General features: G+C 39.2%; 14 protein-coding genes and 1 pseudogene. 5 read left to right on the top strand and 10 right to left on the bottom strand.

The features are described from left to right. Position 1: 1 nt before the first annotated feature. The 4 genes from GQR53_RS00925 to GQR53_RS00910 form a co-directional block, all read right to left on the bottom strand. Positions 2–682, bottom strand: a complete 681-nt coding sequence (locus tag GQR53_RS00925; protein WP_002962459.1) for a ChrR family anti-sigma-E factor — start codon at positions 680–682, stop codon at positions 2–4. After that, positions 675–1,298, bottom strand: a complete 624-nt coding sequence (locus GQR53_RS00920; RefSeq protein ID WP_002962457.1) for a sigma-70 family RNA polymerase sigma factor — start codon at positions 1,296–1,298, stop codon at positions 675–677. The genes GQR53_RS00925 and GQR53_RS00920 overlap by 8 nt, the downstream gene beginning before the upstream one ends. 68 nt (positions 1,299–1,366) lie before the next feature. Beyond that, positions 1,367–1,945, bottom strand: a complete 579-nt coding sequence (locus GQR53_RS00915) for an LON peptidase substrate-binding domain-containing protein (RefSeq protein ID WP_206013088.1) — start codon at positions 1,943–1,945, stop codon at positions 1,367–1,369. Positions 1,946–2,180: 235 nt separating this feature from the next. Beyond that, complete coding sequence (locus GQR53_RS00910; protein WP_165742613.1) at positions 2,181–2,453, bottom strand: hypothetical protein; 273 nt, start codon at positions 2,451–2,453, stop codon at positions 2,181–2,183. A 298-nt stretch (positions 2,454–2,751) separates the two neighbouring features. Between GQR53_RS00910 and GQR53_RS00905 the strand changes: the two genes are divergently transcribed. Continuing rightward, a complete protein-coding gene (locus GQR53_RS00905; protein WP_165742612.1) occupies positions 2,752–4,443 on the top strand; it encodes an alkaline phosphatase D family protein in 1,692 nt (563 codons plus the stop codon). Between the two features lie 64 nt (positions 4,444–4,507). On the opposite strand, the pseudogene GQR53_RS00900 reads toward GQR53_RS00905, so the two are convergent. Then, positions 4,508–5,992, bottom strand: a pseudogene (locus GQR53_RS00900) (cellulase family glycosylhydrolase). Between the two features lie 400 nt (positions 5,993–6,392). Beyond that, positions 6,393–6,743 carry a hypothetical protein gene (locus tag GQR53_RS00895; protein WP_165742611.1) on the bottom strand — a complete coding sequence of 117 codons (351 nt, stop codon included), beginning with the start codon at positions 6,741–6,743 and terminating at the stop codon, positions 6,393–6,395. Positions 6,744–6,928: 185 nt separating this feature from the next. Between GQR53_RS00895 and GQR53_RS00890 the strand changes: the two genes are divergently transcribed. Then, on the top strand, positions 6,929–7,558 hold the full coding sequence (locus GQR53_RS00890) for a hemolysin III family protein (RefSeq protein WP_024606016.1): 630 nt from the start codon (positions 6,929–6,931) through the stop codon (positions 7,556–7,558). A gap of 157 nt (positions 7,559–7,715) precedes the next feature. Here GQR53_RS00890 and GQR53_RS00885 read toward each other — a convergent pair whose 3' ends face one another. From GQR53_RS00885 to GQR53_RS00875, 3 genes are all read right to left on the bottom strand, one after another. Beyond that, entirely contained in the window at positions 7,716–8,630 is a 915-nt protein-coding gene (locus tag GQR53_RS00885; RefSeq protein WP_165742610.1) for a toll/interleukin-1 receptor domain-containing protein, read from the bottom strand. Positions 8,631–8,884: 254 nt separating this feature from the next. Beyond that, positions 8,885–9,196 (bottom strand): MGMT family protein, encoded by a 312-nt coding sequence (locus tag GQR53_RS00880; RefSeq protein ID WP_096794573.1) that lies wholly within the window; start codon positions 9,194–9,196, stop codon positions 8,885–8,887. After that, positions 9,186–10,082, bottom strand: a complete 897-nt coding sequence (locus GQR53_RS00875; RefSeq protein WP_076924743.1) for a LysR family transcriptional regulator — start codon at positions 10,080–10,082, stop codon at positions 9,186–9,188. Before GQR53_RS00875 ends, GQR53_RS00880 begins: the two co-directional genes overlap by 11 nt. Before the next feature lie 122 nt (positions 10,083–10,204). On the opposite strand from GQR53_RS00875, the gene GQR53_RS00870 reads away from it, so the two are divergent. Together GQR53_RS00870 and GQR53_RS00865 are read left to right on the top strand one after the other, a co-directional pair. After that, positions 10,205–11,287: an efflux RND transporter periplasmic adaptor subunit gene (locus GQR53_RS00870; RefSeq protein WP_165742609.1), complete on the top strand. Its 1,083-nt coding sequence runs from the start codon at positions 10,205–10,207 to the stop codon at positions 11,285–11,287. Between the two features lie 2 nt (positions 11,288–11,289). Beyond that, positions 11,290–14,358, top strand: a complete 3,069-nt coding sequence (locus GQR53_RS00865) for an efflux RND transporter permease subunit (RefSeq protein WP_165742608.1) — start codon at positions 11,290–11,292, stop codon at positions 14,356–14,358. Positions 14,359–14,467: 109 nt separating this feature from the next. Here GQR53_RS00865 and GQR53_RS00860 read toward each other — a convergent pair whose 3' ends face one another. Beyond that, a complete protein-coding gene (locus GQR53_RS00860) occupies positions 14,468–14,800 on the bottom strand; it encodes a PBPRA1643 family SWIM/SEC-C metal-binding motif protein (protein ID WP_165742607.1) in 333 nt (110 codons plus the stop codon). 242 nt (positions 14,801–15,042) lie between these two features. On the opposite strand from GQR53_RS00860, the gene GQR53_RS00855 reads away from it, so the two are divergent. After that, the gene (locus GQR53_RS00855) at positions 15,043–15,297 is read left to right on the top strand and encodes a MetJ regulator of methionine regulon (RefSeq protein ID WP_165742606.1); all 255 of its coding nucleotides are present in this window, start codon (positions 15,043–15,045) and stop codon (positions 15,295–15,297) included. The last annotated feature ends 114 nt before the right edge of the window (positions 15,298–15,411 follow it).

Here is a 15,411-nt window from a genome sequence, read left to right as displayed (position 1 = left end):
CTTAGTAAATCAAATTACCTATTGGATTTAGTAACTTGCTGAAGCCCTTATTAAAATGTAGCGCACTACTGACAACTGTAAAGCACAAACAACCATCTTTTGTTAAAGGAGTATGTTGGTGGCTACCATCTTGCCATATAAAGTCACCTGGTACATATTTTCCTTCTTCATCACTAAACTCGCCATCTAGGAGTAAAGTAACTTCAAAGCCAGTGTGTGTGTGTTCTGGTATTTCACCACCAGCATCAATATGCAACAAGCTAGAGCGTAATGGGCCATCATCAAGTGCAATACGCGATCTAGCAAGCTTACCCACTTGGGTAAATTTACTGTGAGAAATACGCGTTAGCGCACGTGGAAGCTGATAGTTATGCTCATTAACTTTAATAGAAACAGGCTCTACTTCATAAACTTCGTCGATAGAATCATCAGACGTGATCATATCAAGCACATTCAATTCAAATTCTTCAAGTAACTCAGGTTGCTCAGCTTGAGGTTTCTCATATTGCGCTGGCTCTTCACTAAATAATGCGTTTGCATTGCTTGCCTCAATTTTAGCTACTTTAGCTTGGCACACAGGGCACATATCTACATGTATAGAAACGGCTAAACTCAATGATGTAGCAAGTGATGCATCGCAATACTGTGTCAGTAAAGTTTCACTCGGGTGATGTTTAATCATGCTGATCTCCCATTTCATTACGTAATTTTTGCAAGGCCAAACGTAATCGTGATTTTACCGTGCCTACTGGAATATTAAGTTGATGTGCAAGTTGCTCTTGCGACATGTCTTGAAAATAAACGCCTCTTACCACTTCGCGTTGAGCAATAGGTAATTTGTCTAAATAACGTTTAATTTGTTTATCTTCTAAATGATCACTGTATTCGTGATGTGTATCTTGTGATTCGTTTAATAACGGCCAAATATCTTCGCTTATGTTTTCTTCTTTATTACTTTTCATTTTACGAAGCATATCGAATGAAGCATTACGCATAACGGTATAAACCCACGTAGTAGCCGCACCTTTATCACTGTGATACAAATGTGCTTTACGCCAAACAGATGTTAACGTCTCTTGCACAAGCTCCATTGCTTGAGCTTCAACACCAAATTGCTTAATTCCAAAACGTTTAATTTTTGGCGCAAAGTATTCAAATAAATAGGAAAATGCTTTTTTATCGCGTGACTGTGCAACATCTATAAGCGCTTGCATGAGTTCTTTACTCGGCGTCTCTGGCATGGCAGTGTACTTACCTGTATTAGGTTCACAACGTGGTGATTGTTGTTGACTTACCATAATAATTTATCCCGTTATTGCTTTTGTATTAAGTAATACGGGCAATAATTAATTTAGGATCATAAAATTTAGGCAAATTCGTTATTAATCACAGTATGGAGGAAATTCAGTAAGTTATCAAAGTTCGTTTCAAACGCAAGTTGCTGTTTTTTCTCAATAGAAATAGGTAGGAGCTCAAGCCAACGAGCTGCAATCCAAGGCAGTTTGTCAAAGTGAGTTTTTTTGTACAGCAAATTAAGTTCCGGATTACTTTTAAACACGTTTAAAAGTGCATCATGCAATAAGTCATGTTCGCCAACTGAGTTGTTAGAATCCTTATACCAATATGGCGTATTACAAGGCGATACCAAGCCATGACGTAATTCGTCTTTGTCTTGATAAACATCATTAATTTGCACATTTTTAGATGCAAACACATCGATTAATAATACATCGTTGTCGTCTTGGTCAAAATCAATAATATCAACAAGGCAACCTTGCGCGCTTATATTAAATGGCGTGTCGTGCTCAAATGTACAAAGCACAAACCCTGTATTGTTTTTTAATGCGGTTTTAACCATATTTAAATAGCGAGGCTCAAATATGCGTAATCGCGTATAGCCTTCTGGTAACATAAAAATGGGTAATGGAAAAATCGCACGTTTCATAAAGTCTACTTCTTTCAAACACTCTGCCTTTATTTACGTGCGCTTTTGCTAAGTCGATCAGCTTTGTATGAATCGAATTAATTACCAGCTATATAATTGGCTAAAGATTAAACCAACCTCCCATAGCTTTAAACACTTGAACCGAGTAATAAGCGCTAATCATACTGACTACGGGTGCTAACATTAATGCAAATAATCCAAGTTCACTGCTCATCGTTTTAATCCTTTAAATAATTTATTTTGCGTTTTTTATACTAGTGTCAGTATTTTTAAGCGCTGTGCTATCTGTTAAAGCGGGCTCATCTAATAAACCCTCTAAAACAGTTTTAGCATCAAAATAAAGCGTTTCCTTTAGTGATTTTTCAAGCTCGATTGTGGTTTGCTTTACGTAGCTTGCTACACTTTGAGTTAATATATCAGTTATATCTAGGTCCACTTCTGTTGCATGTACTTGCGCAGAACCTAATACTAATAAACTTGCCATAGCGATTTTAATTGAATGTTTCATAATGGTATTCCTTGTTTGTGTATTGTTTAGACGTAGTTACATACTCAAGGGTTGTGCCAACATAAAAATAAATCGTAAGCAACTGTAATTAATCAGTTTTACATGCATCTCTTTAATTTAAAAAATTCATACCTTGTTAATTTAACCATTTAATTTAATTTTCTGACTACTTTTTAGTTAATAAATAAAAGAGTATAAATGTATTAATACCGTCACACTAAATACATTTAGCGTTTATAAAAACGTCATATCTACCCGCTAAAGTGCACACCACTATAAATAATTCAAAAAGTGCAGTATGACCCTTTCATCACGTCGAAATTTTTTAAAAATCTCAGCAGCAAGCATATTTACCGTCGCAGTATCGAGTGCCATTACAGGTTGTGCTCAAACATTAACAAACAAACCACTATCGGCTATTGAATTTAAACACGGTGTAGCCAGTGGCGATCCGCTCAGTAATGCTTTAATAATTTGGACACGTGCAACTACTTCTCAATCAAATTTTGAAGTTACTGTTGCTTGGGAACTGGCAAGTGACTCTCAATTTAAAAACATCATCCGCAGCGGGCGCGAACAAACAGATAAAAGCAGAGACTTTACAATAAAAATAGATGTGCAAGAACTTGATCCAAACACAGAGTACTTTTATCGGTTTATGGGTTTAAATACACAAAGCCCAATTGGCCGTGCTAAAACACTACCAATAAATAACATTGAACAAGTAAAAATGGCTGTTGTGTCGTGCTCAAACTATCCTGCTGGGTACTTTAATGCCTACACCGATGCCGCTAAACAAAAAGATTTAGATGTGGTACTGCATTTGGGAGATTACATTTACGAATACCCAATGGGCGGATACGCTACCGAAAATGCTGAAAAAATTGGCCGCCAATTAGCAGCCGATAACAGTGGTGAAATTATTACCCTTAGCGACTATCGTAAACGCTATGCTATTTACAGAACAGACCAAGGCCTTCAAGCTCTTCACGCTGCAGCGCCTTTTATTGCAATATGGGATGATCACGAAGTTACCAACGATACCTATAAAAGTGGTGCTGAAAATCATACCCCTGATGAAGGTGACTTTTTTAAGCGCCGTGCAGCAGCTATTCAAGCCTATTACGAATGGCTGCCAATTAGACCGCCTATGGGCGAACAAAGCCCGCAAATATACCGCACCTTCGATTTTGGTAATTTAATAAGCTTGCACATGCTAGATACGCGCGTAATAGCACGCGATAAACAACTCGCTTACAGCGACTACAAAAACCCCGAGACCAAGCAAATGGATGTTGCGCGCTTTGTCAGTGATTTAAATAATCCAAAAAGGCAGTTACTAGGTAACACACAACTAAACTGGCTCACCAGTGCGATAACTAAATCAAATGCAAAGTGGCAAATATTAGGCCAGCAAGTATTAATGACTAAAATGTGGCTACCTACTGAAATATTCTCGCAATCCGATCGCACTAAAATACCCCTGGTGTTAAAAGAGCTTGTTGCCATTAAAAAAGCCGTGTTAGCTAATAAAGCGGTAACACCCGCGCAACTCGCACGCGTAAATACTTTAATGCCTTATAATTTAGATGCGTGGGATGGTTACCCAAGCGAGCGCGAAGCATTATACAAAAGCGTTACCGCATTAAATAAAAAGTTAGTAGTGGTTGCAGGTGATACGCACAATGCGTGGCATGGCACATTAAAAAATGCAAAAGGCGAAAGCGTAGGAGTAGAGTTTGCAACACCTGGTGTTACATCCCCGGGTATGGAGCATTATTTAGCGCTTAATACAGCACAAGCAAAGCAAATGGCTGACTCGCTTACATTGCTAATAAACGACTTAAATTATTGTGACTTATCACACCGTGGATATATGTTACTGACTATTACTAAAGAGCAAATCACAACCGATTGGCGCTATATAGATAACATAAATTCCCCAAGCTACAACATTGCTGCTCAACACCAAAGTGTCTATAAGGGCTAACATTTTGTATAAAAAGAGAAGGTAAACACATTATTTACCTTCTCGTTTATTTTATTAAACGCGCTTAATTACAACTATAAAGAAACGTCCACGAAGCATCACTTCCTGGAAGACTGTTTGTATACCAATTTGCGCAGTATGCATTACCCTGATATTGCATTTTATCGTCGGTGTTATTGTGAGTAAACGGACCACCTGAGTAATCTTTGTTCACCCAATTAGGGTATGCATTAATACCATTACAATCGGTTGAACTCACAACACTGCATCCATTTGTATCAACACTTGTACCAGCGGGTGTATTTGGGCACTGATCAATATCATCATTCACTCCATCGTTATCCGCATCGCTTTGTGGCTCAACTACTTCAACAACACAACCTGTATTATTAACAGTTTCACCTGCAGGTGTATTAGGACATTGATCAACATTATCGCTTATACCATCGGCATCGCTATCGGTTACCGCGCAGCCAATACTATCAACCGTTGTACCTGCGGGAGTATTATCGCACTAATCAAGGCTGTCACTTACGCAATCCCCGTCGCTATCTAAATCAACATTGCTACTACCACCACCCCAACCTTGAATGATCTCTTTAACTTTAGAGCCTGACGATGTTAGTGAATTCCAACTACCGCCTGGAGTAAATAACGATGCACCTTCGTTTTTATCGTTTAAAGCCCAGTTAGCGTGGCTAATATTGTTTGTTTTAAAAAATGCCATCCATGCATCGGTTTCATTGATATTAACACCACCATTACCATCAGCATTGACTGTTCCCCACTCTGTGGCGAATAGTGCAATGCCGTTATCGAGTGCTGTTTGTGCTTTATTTCGATACGATTGACCATGCGTGCCAGCATAAAAATGCAGAGTGTAAGCAATATTGGCACGATCAATTGGGTTTTGTGATGCCACATCAACATCTTGCGACCACGTAGGCGTTCCAACCACAATTAAGTTATCAGGGTCGATTGCTCTAATTTTATCAATAACTGTTTCTGCGTAAGGCTTAATATCGTTAACCCACGAAATTTGTAACGGCTCGTTATAAATTTCATAAATAACATTGTCGTACTGCCCATATTTGGTAGCTACGTCTTCAAAAAAGCGAACTGCAGTTGCTTGATCGGTATGTGCTTCATGGCTATGAAAATCAATAATAACGTACATATCTTCGCTAATAGCTGCGTTCACAACAGTATCAAGACGGCTCATATTGCCCTCCCAATCAAAGTTCAAACTACCACCAGTACTCGTACCATGACCAATAGCTGCACGAATTAATGTTGCATTAAATTCAGTTTTTGCCTTTGCTACTGTTTCTGCTGTGTAAAATTTTTCAGCGCCCCACCCCGTATTACTCCAAAATAGGCTAGGTCCTGCAAAGCTTGTGCTTTCCCCACCCGCAAGAATTTGATTCCCACTCACCGTTAACTTCTCAACAGCGGCATTGGCCATTGTTGAGCATCCTAATAATAAAGCTAACGATAAGCTCGCCACTTTAAAATCCTTTCTATTGTGATTATTTGAACTGTTATTCATCGTATTTCCTTAAATTGAAATTATCAGTCGTCATTGCTTGACGTAATAAATTGATAGCAAACCAATACTTAATAGTTAAACAAAGTTAATTTGGCGAGCAGAAAGTATCATTTATTTATTAACATTAAATGAATAAAAAGGTACAAAGATAAGGATTTTAATTAACCAAATATCAACAAGTGAGCGATTTAACGAGGTTTGAGGATTTTACTGGGTATATACAAGCATTTACACGATGTTTACATGATGCGGGCAAAAAATCTCGGTTACAAAAAATATGTATAAAAATGAAAAGGCGGTAATAATAATTATTACCGCCATCAATAATAGCTAAATATCAGAGATAAATATGCGGGAAGAAAATTAATCAGCCAACCAAACCGAGTTCTAATTAAGTGGCTTATTTTTTAGTAGGCAGCGCTTTTCTGCCCAAACGGTATGCATCCATCATGCTCAGCACCCAAATTATAATCATTAAAGGTACATACTTATATTCAGCGAGTTGAGCGCAAGCGTCAGATGGTTGTTGTGCTGCTTTTAAAATGGCCGTAACCGACATGGGGATTTTACCGTGTACAATTTCATTTGCAGTACACTGTGCAATCGCAAATATATCTTGAAAGGTTAAAATTAAAAAAACAGTAAATACACCCGCAAAAATAGCGCCTATTAGGTGTTTTTTTAAAGAGAAATGCCCCGCTCCAGGATAAACAATGGCGGTAAGTAAAGCAGCTTTTAGATCTTGTTTCATGGTTATTTCAGCTCGTAATATGTATTACACTAGACACCAATATAGTGAATTAATTCTCTTTAAAATCAAGTAAAAGCTAAAGTAGCGTATCAAATAAAGTTATTTAGAATTACTCACAGCTAAGATTGAAACTTTCAGCGTACAGTTGTACACTGAAATTAATTCCAATAGTGGTAGGAACAGTTATGTCGTTAGAAGCGCCTTATTCCCGTAAAGAAGAGAAATTAAACGTAATCAGCCATGCACTCGGTATTATATTTGCCGTATTTGTAATGTGGGATTTATTTAGCCAAGCCACCAGCACTAAAGCATATATTAGTACTGCAATTTATGGCAGCAGCCTATTTGTGCTGTTTTTGTCATCCACTTTGTACCACGCCAGTATTCAACCGCGCTTAAGAGCCTTTTATAAAAAGTGCGATCACTGCGCCATATACTTATTAATTGCCGGCACCTACACTCCCTTTTTATTAATCTCATTATCCGGTGCTTGGTCATGGGCCACACTTACATTTATTTGGGCGGTGGCACTGGCGGGCGTGGCGTACAAAGTATTTGTAAAAAACGGTAATAAAAAAATATCACTCGCCACCTACTTGCTCATGGGTTGGTTCGCACTGGCTATTGTATATCCGCTTTATTCAAGTGTTGATGTAAAAGCACTTTACTGGCTACTTGCCGGCGGTATTTTTTATAGTTTAGGTACATTATTTTACAGCGCTAAAAGCACCCAATTTAGCCACGCTATCTGGCACTTATTTGTTATTGCTGGGTGTGTTTGCCATTATATTTCAATTAGTAATTATGTTTATTAGGCAGGTAAAGCCAATTAGAATGGTCTGGTTTGAGCGAGAAGCAGACGGTCGAGTAAACTCGTTTTTGGACATAACTGAGTTATAGAGATTACTAAATTAGCGTCTAACGAATTACTGTGGCATAGCAAGCTAGGGACAAATGCGCAAAATGATCCCGCTATTGATTAACTAAAATTTCATAAGTGAAAGTTACAAGCTCGGGTACATACTGTTCAGTATTAATTTCACGTTGGACTTCTTCGATAGTCAAAACACAAAGAGCACCCTCACTATTCAAGAGCACGGCTTTTTGTCCGACAGTAGGCGTGATTGTTCGACCGGGGGTTAGAAAAGAATCGACTGTTGAGGGGGTAAAGTTTGGAGTTGTTATTAGCCCCACAGCTTTAAGACCACCATCAGTGTATACATAGACACTATTTCCTGAACACCCACTGAAATGGATTTTGAACTGGTACTCACCATTTCCAACGGTATAACCTAAATGCTCTCGATAGCGAAAAGTTACACGCCCACTTAGAGCTGGGTTTGCATAATTACCAGAGTCTTTCAGAACATCAATCCGCTCAAGTCGCGCTGCTCGTTTATGAACGACCGAGATAGGTATCGCATGTTGTTTGTCTGCGGGAAGTCCTTCAATCCATCGCCATACTGCGTCTATCTGGGTTGATCCTGGATATCTCCTAGCATCAGGGTTTGAGTTAAAATCAAAACCTTTAGGACTTTTAGCTTTTAGCCAACGAGGTAATCTATAGTTAGGGTTTCTAACAAAAATAACGGACAGCCATGTGTTTGGTTTACTCTCAAAAACACTGCTTATCCATTCTGTCTCAATGCCAACTCCTGATGTTGGGGAGTTGTCTGCACGTTCAACATAATTTTCATCAACAACTAAAAGTACATGAGAAGCATCGGTTACTTCTTGCATGAAGCCACTTAAACTCGAACCATAGTCGACTGCTTCGTCAATTTTCACCGTGTAACCCATTAAATGAAGTTGGCTTGCGAGTAGGTGAACCCACTCTTTATGATCATTTGACGTCCAAGCGTATGAAATAAATAAATCCGTTTTCATTTTAATGTGTTTTCCTTATGTTCGTGACATATTGTTTAAATGCAATAGTAAACAAAAAGAGAATTTAAAAGCTACTCAGACTAATGACAATAAGTACAAATTCATCAAACTGCTTCTCATCTTCGGATTACGATTTGTTAGTTTGAATATGTACCAAGGCAGCCTAAACAATCACACTCCCTAGCTCGAAAAGGGGCATAAACGAGTTAGTACCACCGTCCGCTCATGGCACTTACCTGCCCACAATAGTCACATCACTCCCATCGGCACTCGCGCATATTCACTTTGTCGTTTTTAAACAATACGCCTTCTGATAATAGCTTTTCGCGCTGTTCTTGGTATTTTTCGCTACCTTCAGGGAATGATATTTTACCTTGGCTATTCACTACCCTGTGCCAAGGTATAACCGAGTCGTTTGGCATCATTTTTAATAAGCGCCCCACCAATCGTGAGTTTTGCGGATAGCCCGCAAGAGCTGCAACTTGCCCGTAGCTTGCCACTTTACCTATTGGTATGCCTGCGATAACAGTATAAATAAGTGTTTCTTTATCAATATCAGCGTTCATTTAAATACGCCTCACTAAGTACTTTAAATTGCTCCCAAATAGTACGCGCTACAGGGCCGTGGTGCATTGCATGTTGCCTAAAGGCTCTAATTTGCGCGCTAAACTTATGCTCTCGGTCAGTTATGTGTATTTCTTGAAGTAAGCCAGCTTTTATTTCAGAGTCGCAGTGCTCTAGGCTCATCATTGCCCAACCCGCGCCTGAGAGTAAAAACGATTTTAAAGTTGATACATCATCAATTTTCATCATGGCGGAGCCTTTTGAGTACGATAGCCTGTCGCTGTCGATACTCAAGTCACTTTCAAACATGGCTAAACACGGATACGTTTGCAGTTCGCTATAGGTAAGTTTTTGAGGAAGTACGCCCTTAGCGCTCACAATGCCAATAGCAAGCTTGCCAATTGGTACACTTTCTAAATCGCCTGTTGCATGAAATAAGTCAAACCACGGGCCAATGCCTAATTCGGCTTGCCCACTGTTTACTTGCTCTAATGAAATAAAGCGTTTTCCGCTTGTTAAGCTAAATTCGGTACTAGTAAACAACCTAAAAGTATTACTTATGATCTCATTGTAACTTTGCATATGGCACAGTTGTTCGTAACAAATTCTAAATTGAGGCTCATTGCCTAATGCTAATTCTTCAGCAAGTTGTGCCAGCTCGTCGTTGGCATGCAGGAGCTGCTTCGCTTCGCGGTGAAAAATACGCCCTTTTTCAGTGAGCTGTAATCGGTATTTACTTCTGTCTAGTAACTCAAATCCTATTTTAGCTTCTAAATTTTTAATGGCGAGAGTAAGCGCGGGCTGCGTTTTATGTAGCTTTAGTGCTGCTCCGCTTAAGCTTGCGCTTTGCACTATGGCATCTAAAATTATTAATTGATTCAGCTTCATATACCGCTCTGCAACATTATAAGTAAAACTTATTGAGTTTCTAAAATTTAATGATTTTTATTTTATATGTTTGCAGCGTATGCTGCACTTAATTATTTTGCCATCATTGCAACGGAGAAGACATGAAACTCTTTCGTCTATGTTTATTAACAACGACCTTACTTAGCTTAATAGCCTGTTCTGAGCCAGAACAACAAGTTAAAGAAGAGCCTATTCGCCCTGTTAAATTATTCAACATAGGTCATGATACGCAAATTAACATTCGTAGTTTTCCTGCTGAAGTTGTTGCAAACCAAGGCTCTTACCTAGCCTTCAGGGTAAACGGCGAACTTGTTAAGTTTCCTGTGCTTGCTGGTGAACACGTTGAAAAAGGTGATTTATTAGCAAAACTAGACCCAGAAGATTTTCAGTTACAGTTTGACGAACGTAAAGCACGCTTTGAATTGGCAAAATCACAACTTGGCCGAATTGAGCAATTGTTTGAGAAAAAAATCACCAGCCAATCAGAATTAGATGAAGCCACTGCTAATATGCAAATTGCTGAGTCTGCATTTAAAATTGCACAAACAAACCTTGAGTACAGCGAGCTACGCGCGCCATTTTCAGGCACTGTCGCTAAGGTGTTTGTTAAAAACTTTGAAAATATTCAAGCAAAGCAAAATATATTACGCTTAGAAACACGCGATTTAATGGACGTAGAAATTCAGGTTCCTGAAAAAATAGTCGCTCGTTTTAAAAAAGGCACCGATTACCACCCTACTGTAAAGTTTGATGGCTTTGACGACAAAGAATACATACTTGATATTAAAGAGTGGGATACCCAAGCAGATCCTGCAACACTTACTTATAAGGTTGTATTTTCGCTACCAGTACCTGAGGACTTTAATTTACTCGCAGGTATGACGGGTAGCGTGCTTATTGATTTAAGTAAAGTAACGCGCTCGCAAGTTGCCTACACAATACTACCTATCGAGTCGGTGTTTTCTGAGCCGCAAGAATCAATTGAAGATAACGCCTACGTATGGCTTTTTGATTCAAAAACTAGCCAAGTGCACAAACAAGCTGTGAAGGTTGGCCAGTTGCACCGCGATGGTATTGAAGTGTTAAGTGGTATTGAAGAAGGCCAAATTGTAGTTTCAGCCGGTGTACATTCACTAAAAGAAGGCATGAAAGTAAGAGCATGGAATAAAGAGCGAGGCTTATAATTATGAGCTTTGCACAACTCTCCATAGAGAAAAAAGTAATCAGTTGGATGTTTACGCTGCTGCTATTAATTGGCGGTAGTGTATCGTATTTTGATTTAGGGCAACTAGAAGACCCTGAGTTTACGCTTAAAAAAGCCATGGTTATCACCATGTACCCTGGCGCGTCGCCGCAACAAGTTGAAGAAGAAGTTACTTTTCCTCTGGAAAACGCAATTCAGCAACTCCCTTATGTTGATTACGTTACTTCTATTTCATCTAACGGTAAGTCGCAAATTTCGGTAGAGATGAAAAGCACTTATCGAAAAGAGCAACTTCGCCAAATTTGGGATGAAATGCGTCGTAAAATTAACGACCTCTCCCCTTCGCTTCCCAGCGGCGTTTACCCAAGTACTGTTTTAGATGACTTTGCCGATGTTTACGGTGTTATGTATTCGGTAACCGGTGATGGCTACTCATATGACGAGCTTAAAGACTACGTAGACTTTTTAAAACGCGAGCTAGTCTTGGTTAAAGGCGTAAGTAAAGTAACGGTTGCAGGTGAGCAACAACCGCAAGTAATGGTGGAAGTCTCAACGCGTAAACTTGCTCAATTAGGTATTGCGCCAAGCCATATATTCCAGTTACTGCAATCGCAAAATACGGTTTCTAATGCGGGTAAAATTCGCGTGGGCGATGAGTCAATTCGCTTGCACCCTACTGGCGAATTTAAAGATGTAAAAGAGCTCGAAACGCTATTAATTTCAAAACCTGGTGCAAGTGAGCTTATTTATTTAGGCGACGTAGCAAAGGTTTACAGAGAGTACGCAGAAGTACCTAACAATGTTATTCGTTATAATTCTCAGCAAGCTTTGCTTATTGGCGTGTCGTTTATGTCGGGAGTTAACGTAGTTGATGTGGGTAAACACATTGACGATCACTTAGCTTCACTTGAGTATCAACGCCCTCATGGTATTGACATAAATTCGGTATACAACCAACCACAAGAGGTTCAAAAATCGGTTGATGGTTTTATTATCAGCTTACTTGAAGCTATTGCGATTGTTCTTGTAGTACTGCTGTTATTTATGGGTTTAAAAAGCGGTATTTTAATTGGTGGTATTTTACTGCTTACTGTACTGGGTACGTTTATATTTATGAAGTTGTTTGCCATCGACTTGCAACGCATATCGCTTGGAGCACTTATTATTGCCCTAGGGATGCTGGTTGATAACGCAATAGTTGTAACCGAAGGGATACTAATAAACCTTAAACGTGGGCAAACAAAGCTCAAAGCGGCGGTTAATATTGTTGAGCAAACAAAATGGCCCTTACTAGGTGCAACAGTCATTGCAGTCACTGCCTTTGCGCCAATTGGTTTAAGCTCTGATGCCAGTGGTGAATTTGCCGGCAGTTTGTTTTGGGTGTTGTTTATTTCGCTTTTATTAAGTTGGATAACAGCCATTACGCTAACGCCATTTTTTGCCAATTTAATGTTCAAAGAAAACGAGTTTAAAAACGAAGAAGGCCAAGAAGATGAAGACCCATATAAAGGTTTTATTTTTAACGGTTACAAAGCGATTTTAGATTTAGCGCTGCACTTTAGAAAAACCACGCTTATATTAATGGTTGTTTTACTGTGTACTGCGGTTGTTGGTTTTGGCTCTGTTAAACAGTCGTTTTTTCCTGCCTCTAATACACCTATGTTTTATGTAGATTACTGGCAAGAGCAAGGCTCTGATATTCGCTCAACCCTAGAGGGCGTTAAAAAACTTGAAGAGTTTTTGCAAAAAGAAGACCTTGTTGAAGAAGTAACAAGTACAACAGGCCAAGGCGCTCCACGCTTTATGCTTACCTACGCGCCAGAAAAGTCATATCCCGCGTACGGGCAATTAATTATTCGTGTGGCCAACAGAGAAGCCGTAGCGACTGTAATGCAAACTGTACGTGATTACTCAAATAATCATGCACTCTCTGCACAGCTTAAAATTAAGCCAATGGAAATTGGCCCCTCTACTGATGCAAAAATAGAAGCGCGTTTTTCAGGCCCTGATCCTGTTATTTTAAGACAATTGGCTGCTAAAGCTGAAGAACTTATTGGTAACGACGATGGCGCGTACAATATTCGTGATGACTGGCGTGCACGTACTAAAATGATTCGCCCGCAGTTTAACGAGCAAAAAGCACGCCGCTTAGGTATTAGTAAATCTGACTTAGACAATGTATTACTAACAAGTTTATCGGGTAAACAAGTGGGCGTATATCGCGATGGCACGCAGTTGCTGCCTATTATTGCACGATCTCCTGCTAACGAGCGCTTAAACGTAGAAAGCGTACACGACCTTCAAATATACAGCCCAGTACTTGGTGTATTTGTACCAGTAACCCAAGTGGTAGACGAGTTTATTGTACAGTGGGAAGACAGCCTAATAATGCGCCGCGATCGCAAACGTACAATTACGATTATGGCCGATCACGATGTATTAGGGGATGAAACCCCAGCTAAACTATTTGCACGTATTCGCGGACCAATAGAAAACATGGAATTACCGCGCGGTTACGAACTGGAATGGGGCGGCGAGTTTGAATCTTCAAGCAAAGCTCAAAAAGCAATATTTGGCTCATTACCGCTGGGTTACTTAGCGATGTTTGCAGTAACCGTATTACTTTTTAACTCGCTTAAACAACCACTAATTATATGGGCAACAGTGCCACTTGCTATAATTGGTGTAAGCGCGGGCTTGTTAGCTATGAATGCTCCGTTTAGTTTTATGGGACTACTTGGTTTATTAAGCTTAAGCGGTATGCTTATTAAAAACGGTATTGTATTAGTTGATCAAATAAATCTCGAATTAAGGGAAGGTAAATCTCCCTATGAGGCCGTATTTGACTCTGGTGTGAGCCGTGTACGCCCAGTTGCTATGGCGGCTATAACTACTATTTTAGGTATGATCCCGCTGTTATTTGACGTGTTCTTCCAGTCAATGGCGGTAACAATTATGTTTGGTTTAGGCTTTGCTACAATTTTGACTCTAATTGTAGTGCCAGTACTTTACACGGTTATATTTAGAATTGATTACGAACCGCGTAAGTAGTTAAGCATATAATCGGTTAACATTAAAAAATGCCACTGGCTCAAGGTCAGTGGCATTTTTATTTAATACCGATGAAAAAAGAAAGGCTACATATTTAGTTGTTAAGAAACTAACCGCAACACTTCTTATATTTTTTGCCGCTACCACATACACAAGGTGCGTTACGCTCTGGTACTTTATCAAATACTTGTGGTGTTGACTTGCTAAGTGCAAAGTCTAGTTCGCGAATATCTTCTGGTACGTCTGCTTTAACTTCAATTGAAGCAAACAGCGAATGCTCTTCTAGTATGGCTTCTATTTCTGATTGTCGTGCAACTGAGTTTACAATTAGCGTTAACGGGTGTAACTCTGTGCCTACCTTTGCGGTACGATTTGGCGCAAATCCATTACTGTTATTTTTACCCATTATGTCGGGCTTACCCATAAAGAAAAATTTTGACATGTTACTTCTATAACCTTTCTACATTATTAAGACGGCGCATCTTAACAGCTTACCCAACATATAACTAAGGTGTACTTGCTAATGCACAATATAAATCAAGCTTTCGTGTATATACGCCTAATATAGCGACATAATGAGGCCATTTAATGGATTTAGGCTAAATTTGAATTCGAAATATAGTAAAATTATTATGACTCAACTTAGTGCCGTTTTAGTATCTAACTCAATATTATGGAAAAGCCTTGGAAAATTTTAAAACCGCGATACTAATAGCGGGCAGCGTTTTTATACTTTTTGGTTATTTACGCTTTATAACTGACGATAATGGTAACGTGAACTTAAACAACTACCGATTTACAGGTGGTTTAGTACTGGTGATTTCAGGCATGGTTGATGGCACACGCGACCTTGTTAATCGCCTGCGCTCTAAAAACTCGTTATCGGCGATTGCAATTTATTTAGGTATACTCTTATTTTATATTGGCTTTAGCATTTAATAGCGAAACATTAAGCGCTAATTTGGGCTTTATACAAGCAACATTTTATAAGTGAATACCCTTTGACCTTTAAGCAACTCTTCAACAGCGCCTTATTACTCTTAGTAACAGCAC

It is taken from the genome of Pseudoalteromonas sp. Z9A6 (genome assembly GCF_011378805.1).
Classification (GTDB): Bacteria; Pseudomonadota; Gammaproteobacteria; order Enterobacterales; family Alteromonadaceae; genus Pseudoalteromonas; species Pseudoalteromonas distincta.
This window is presented reverse-complemented; position numbering and strand designations above follow the sequence as displayed.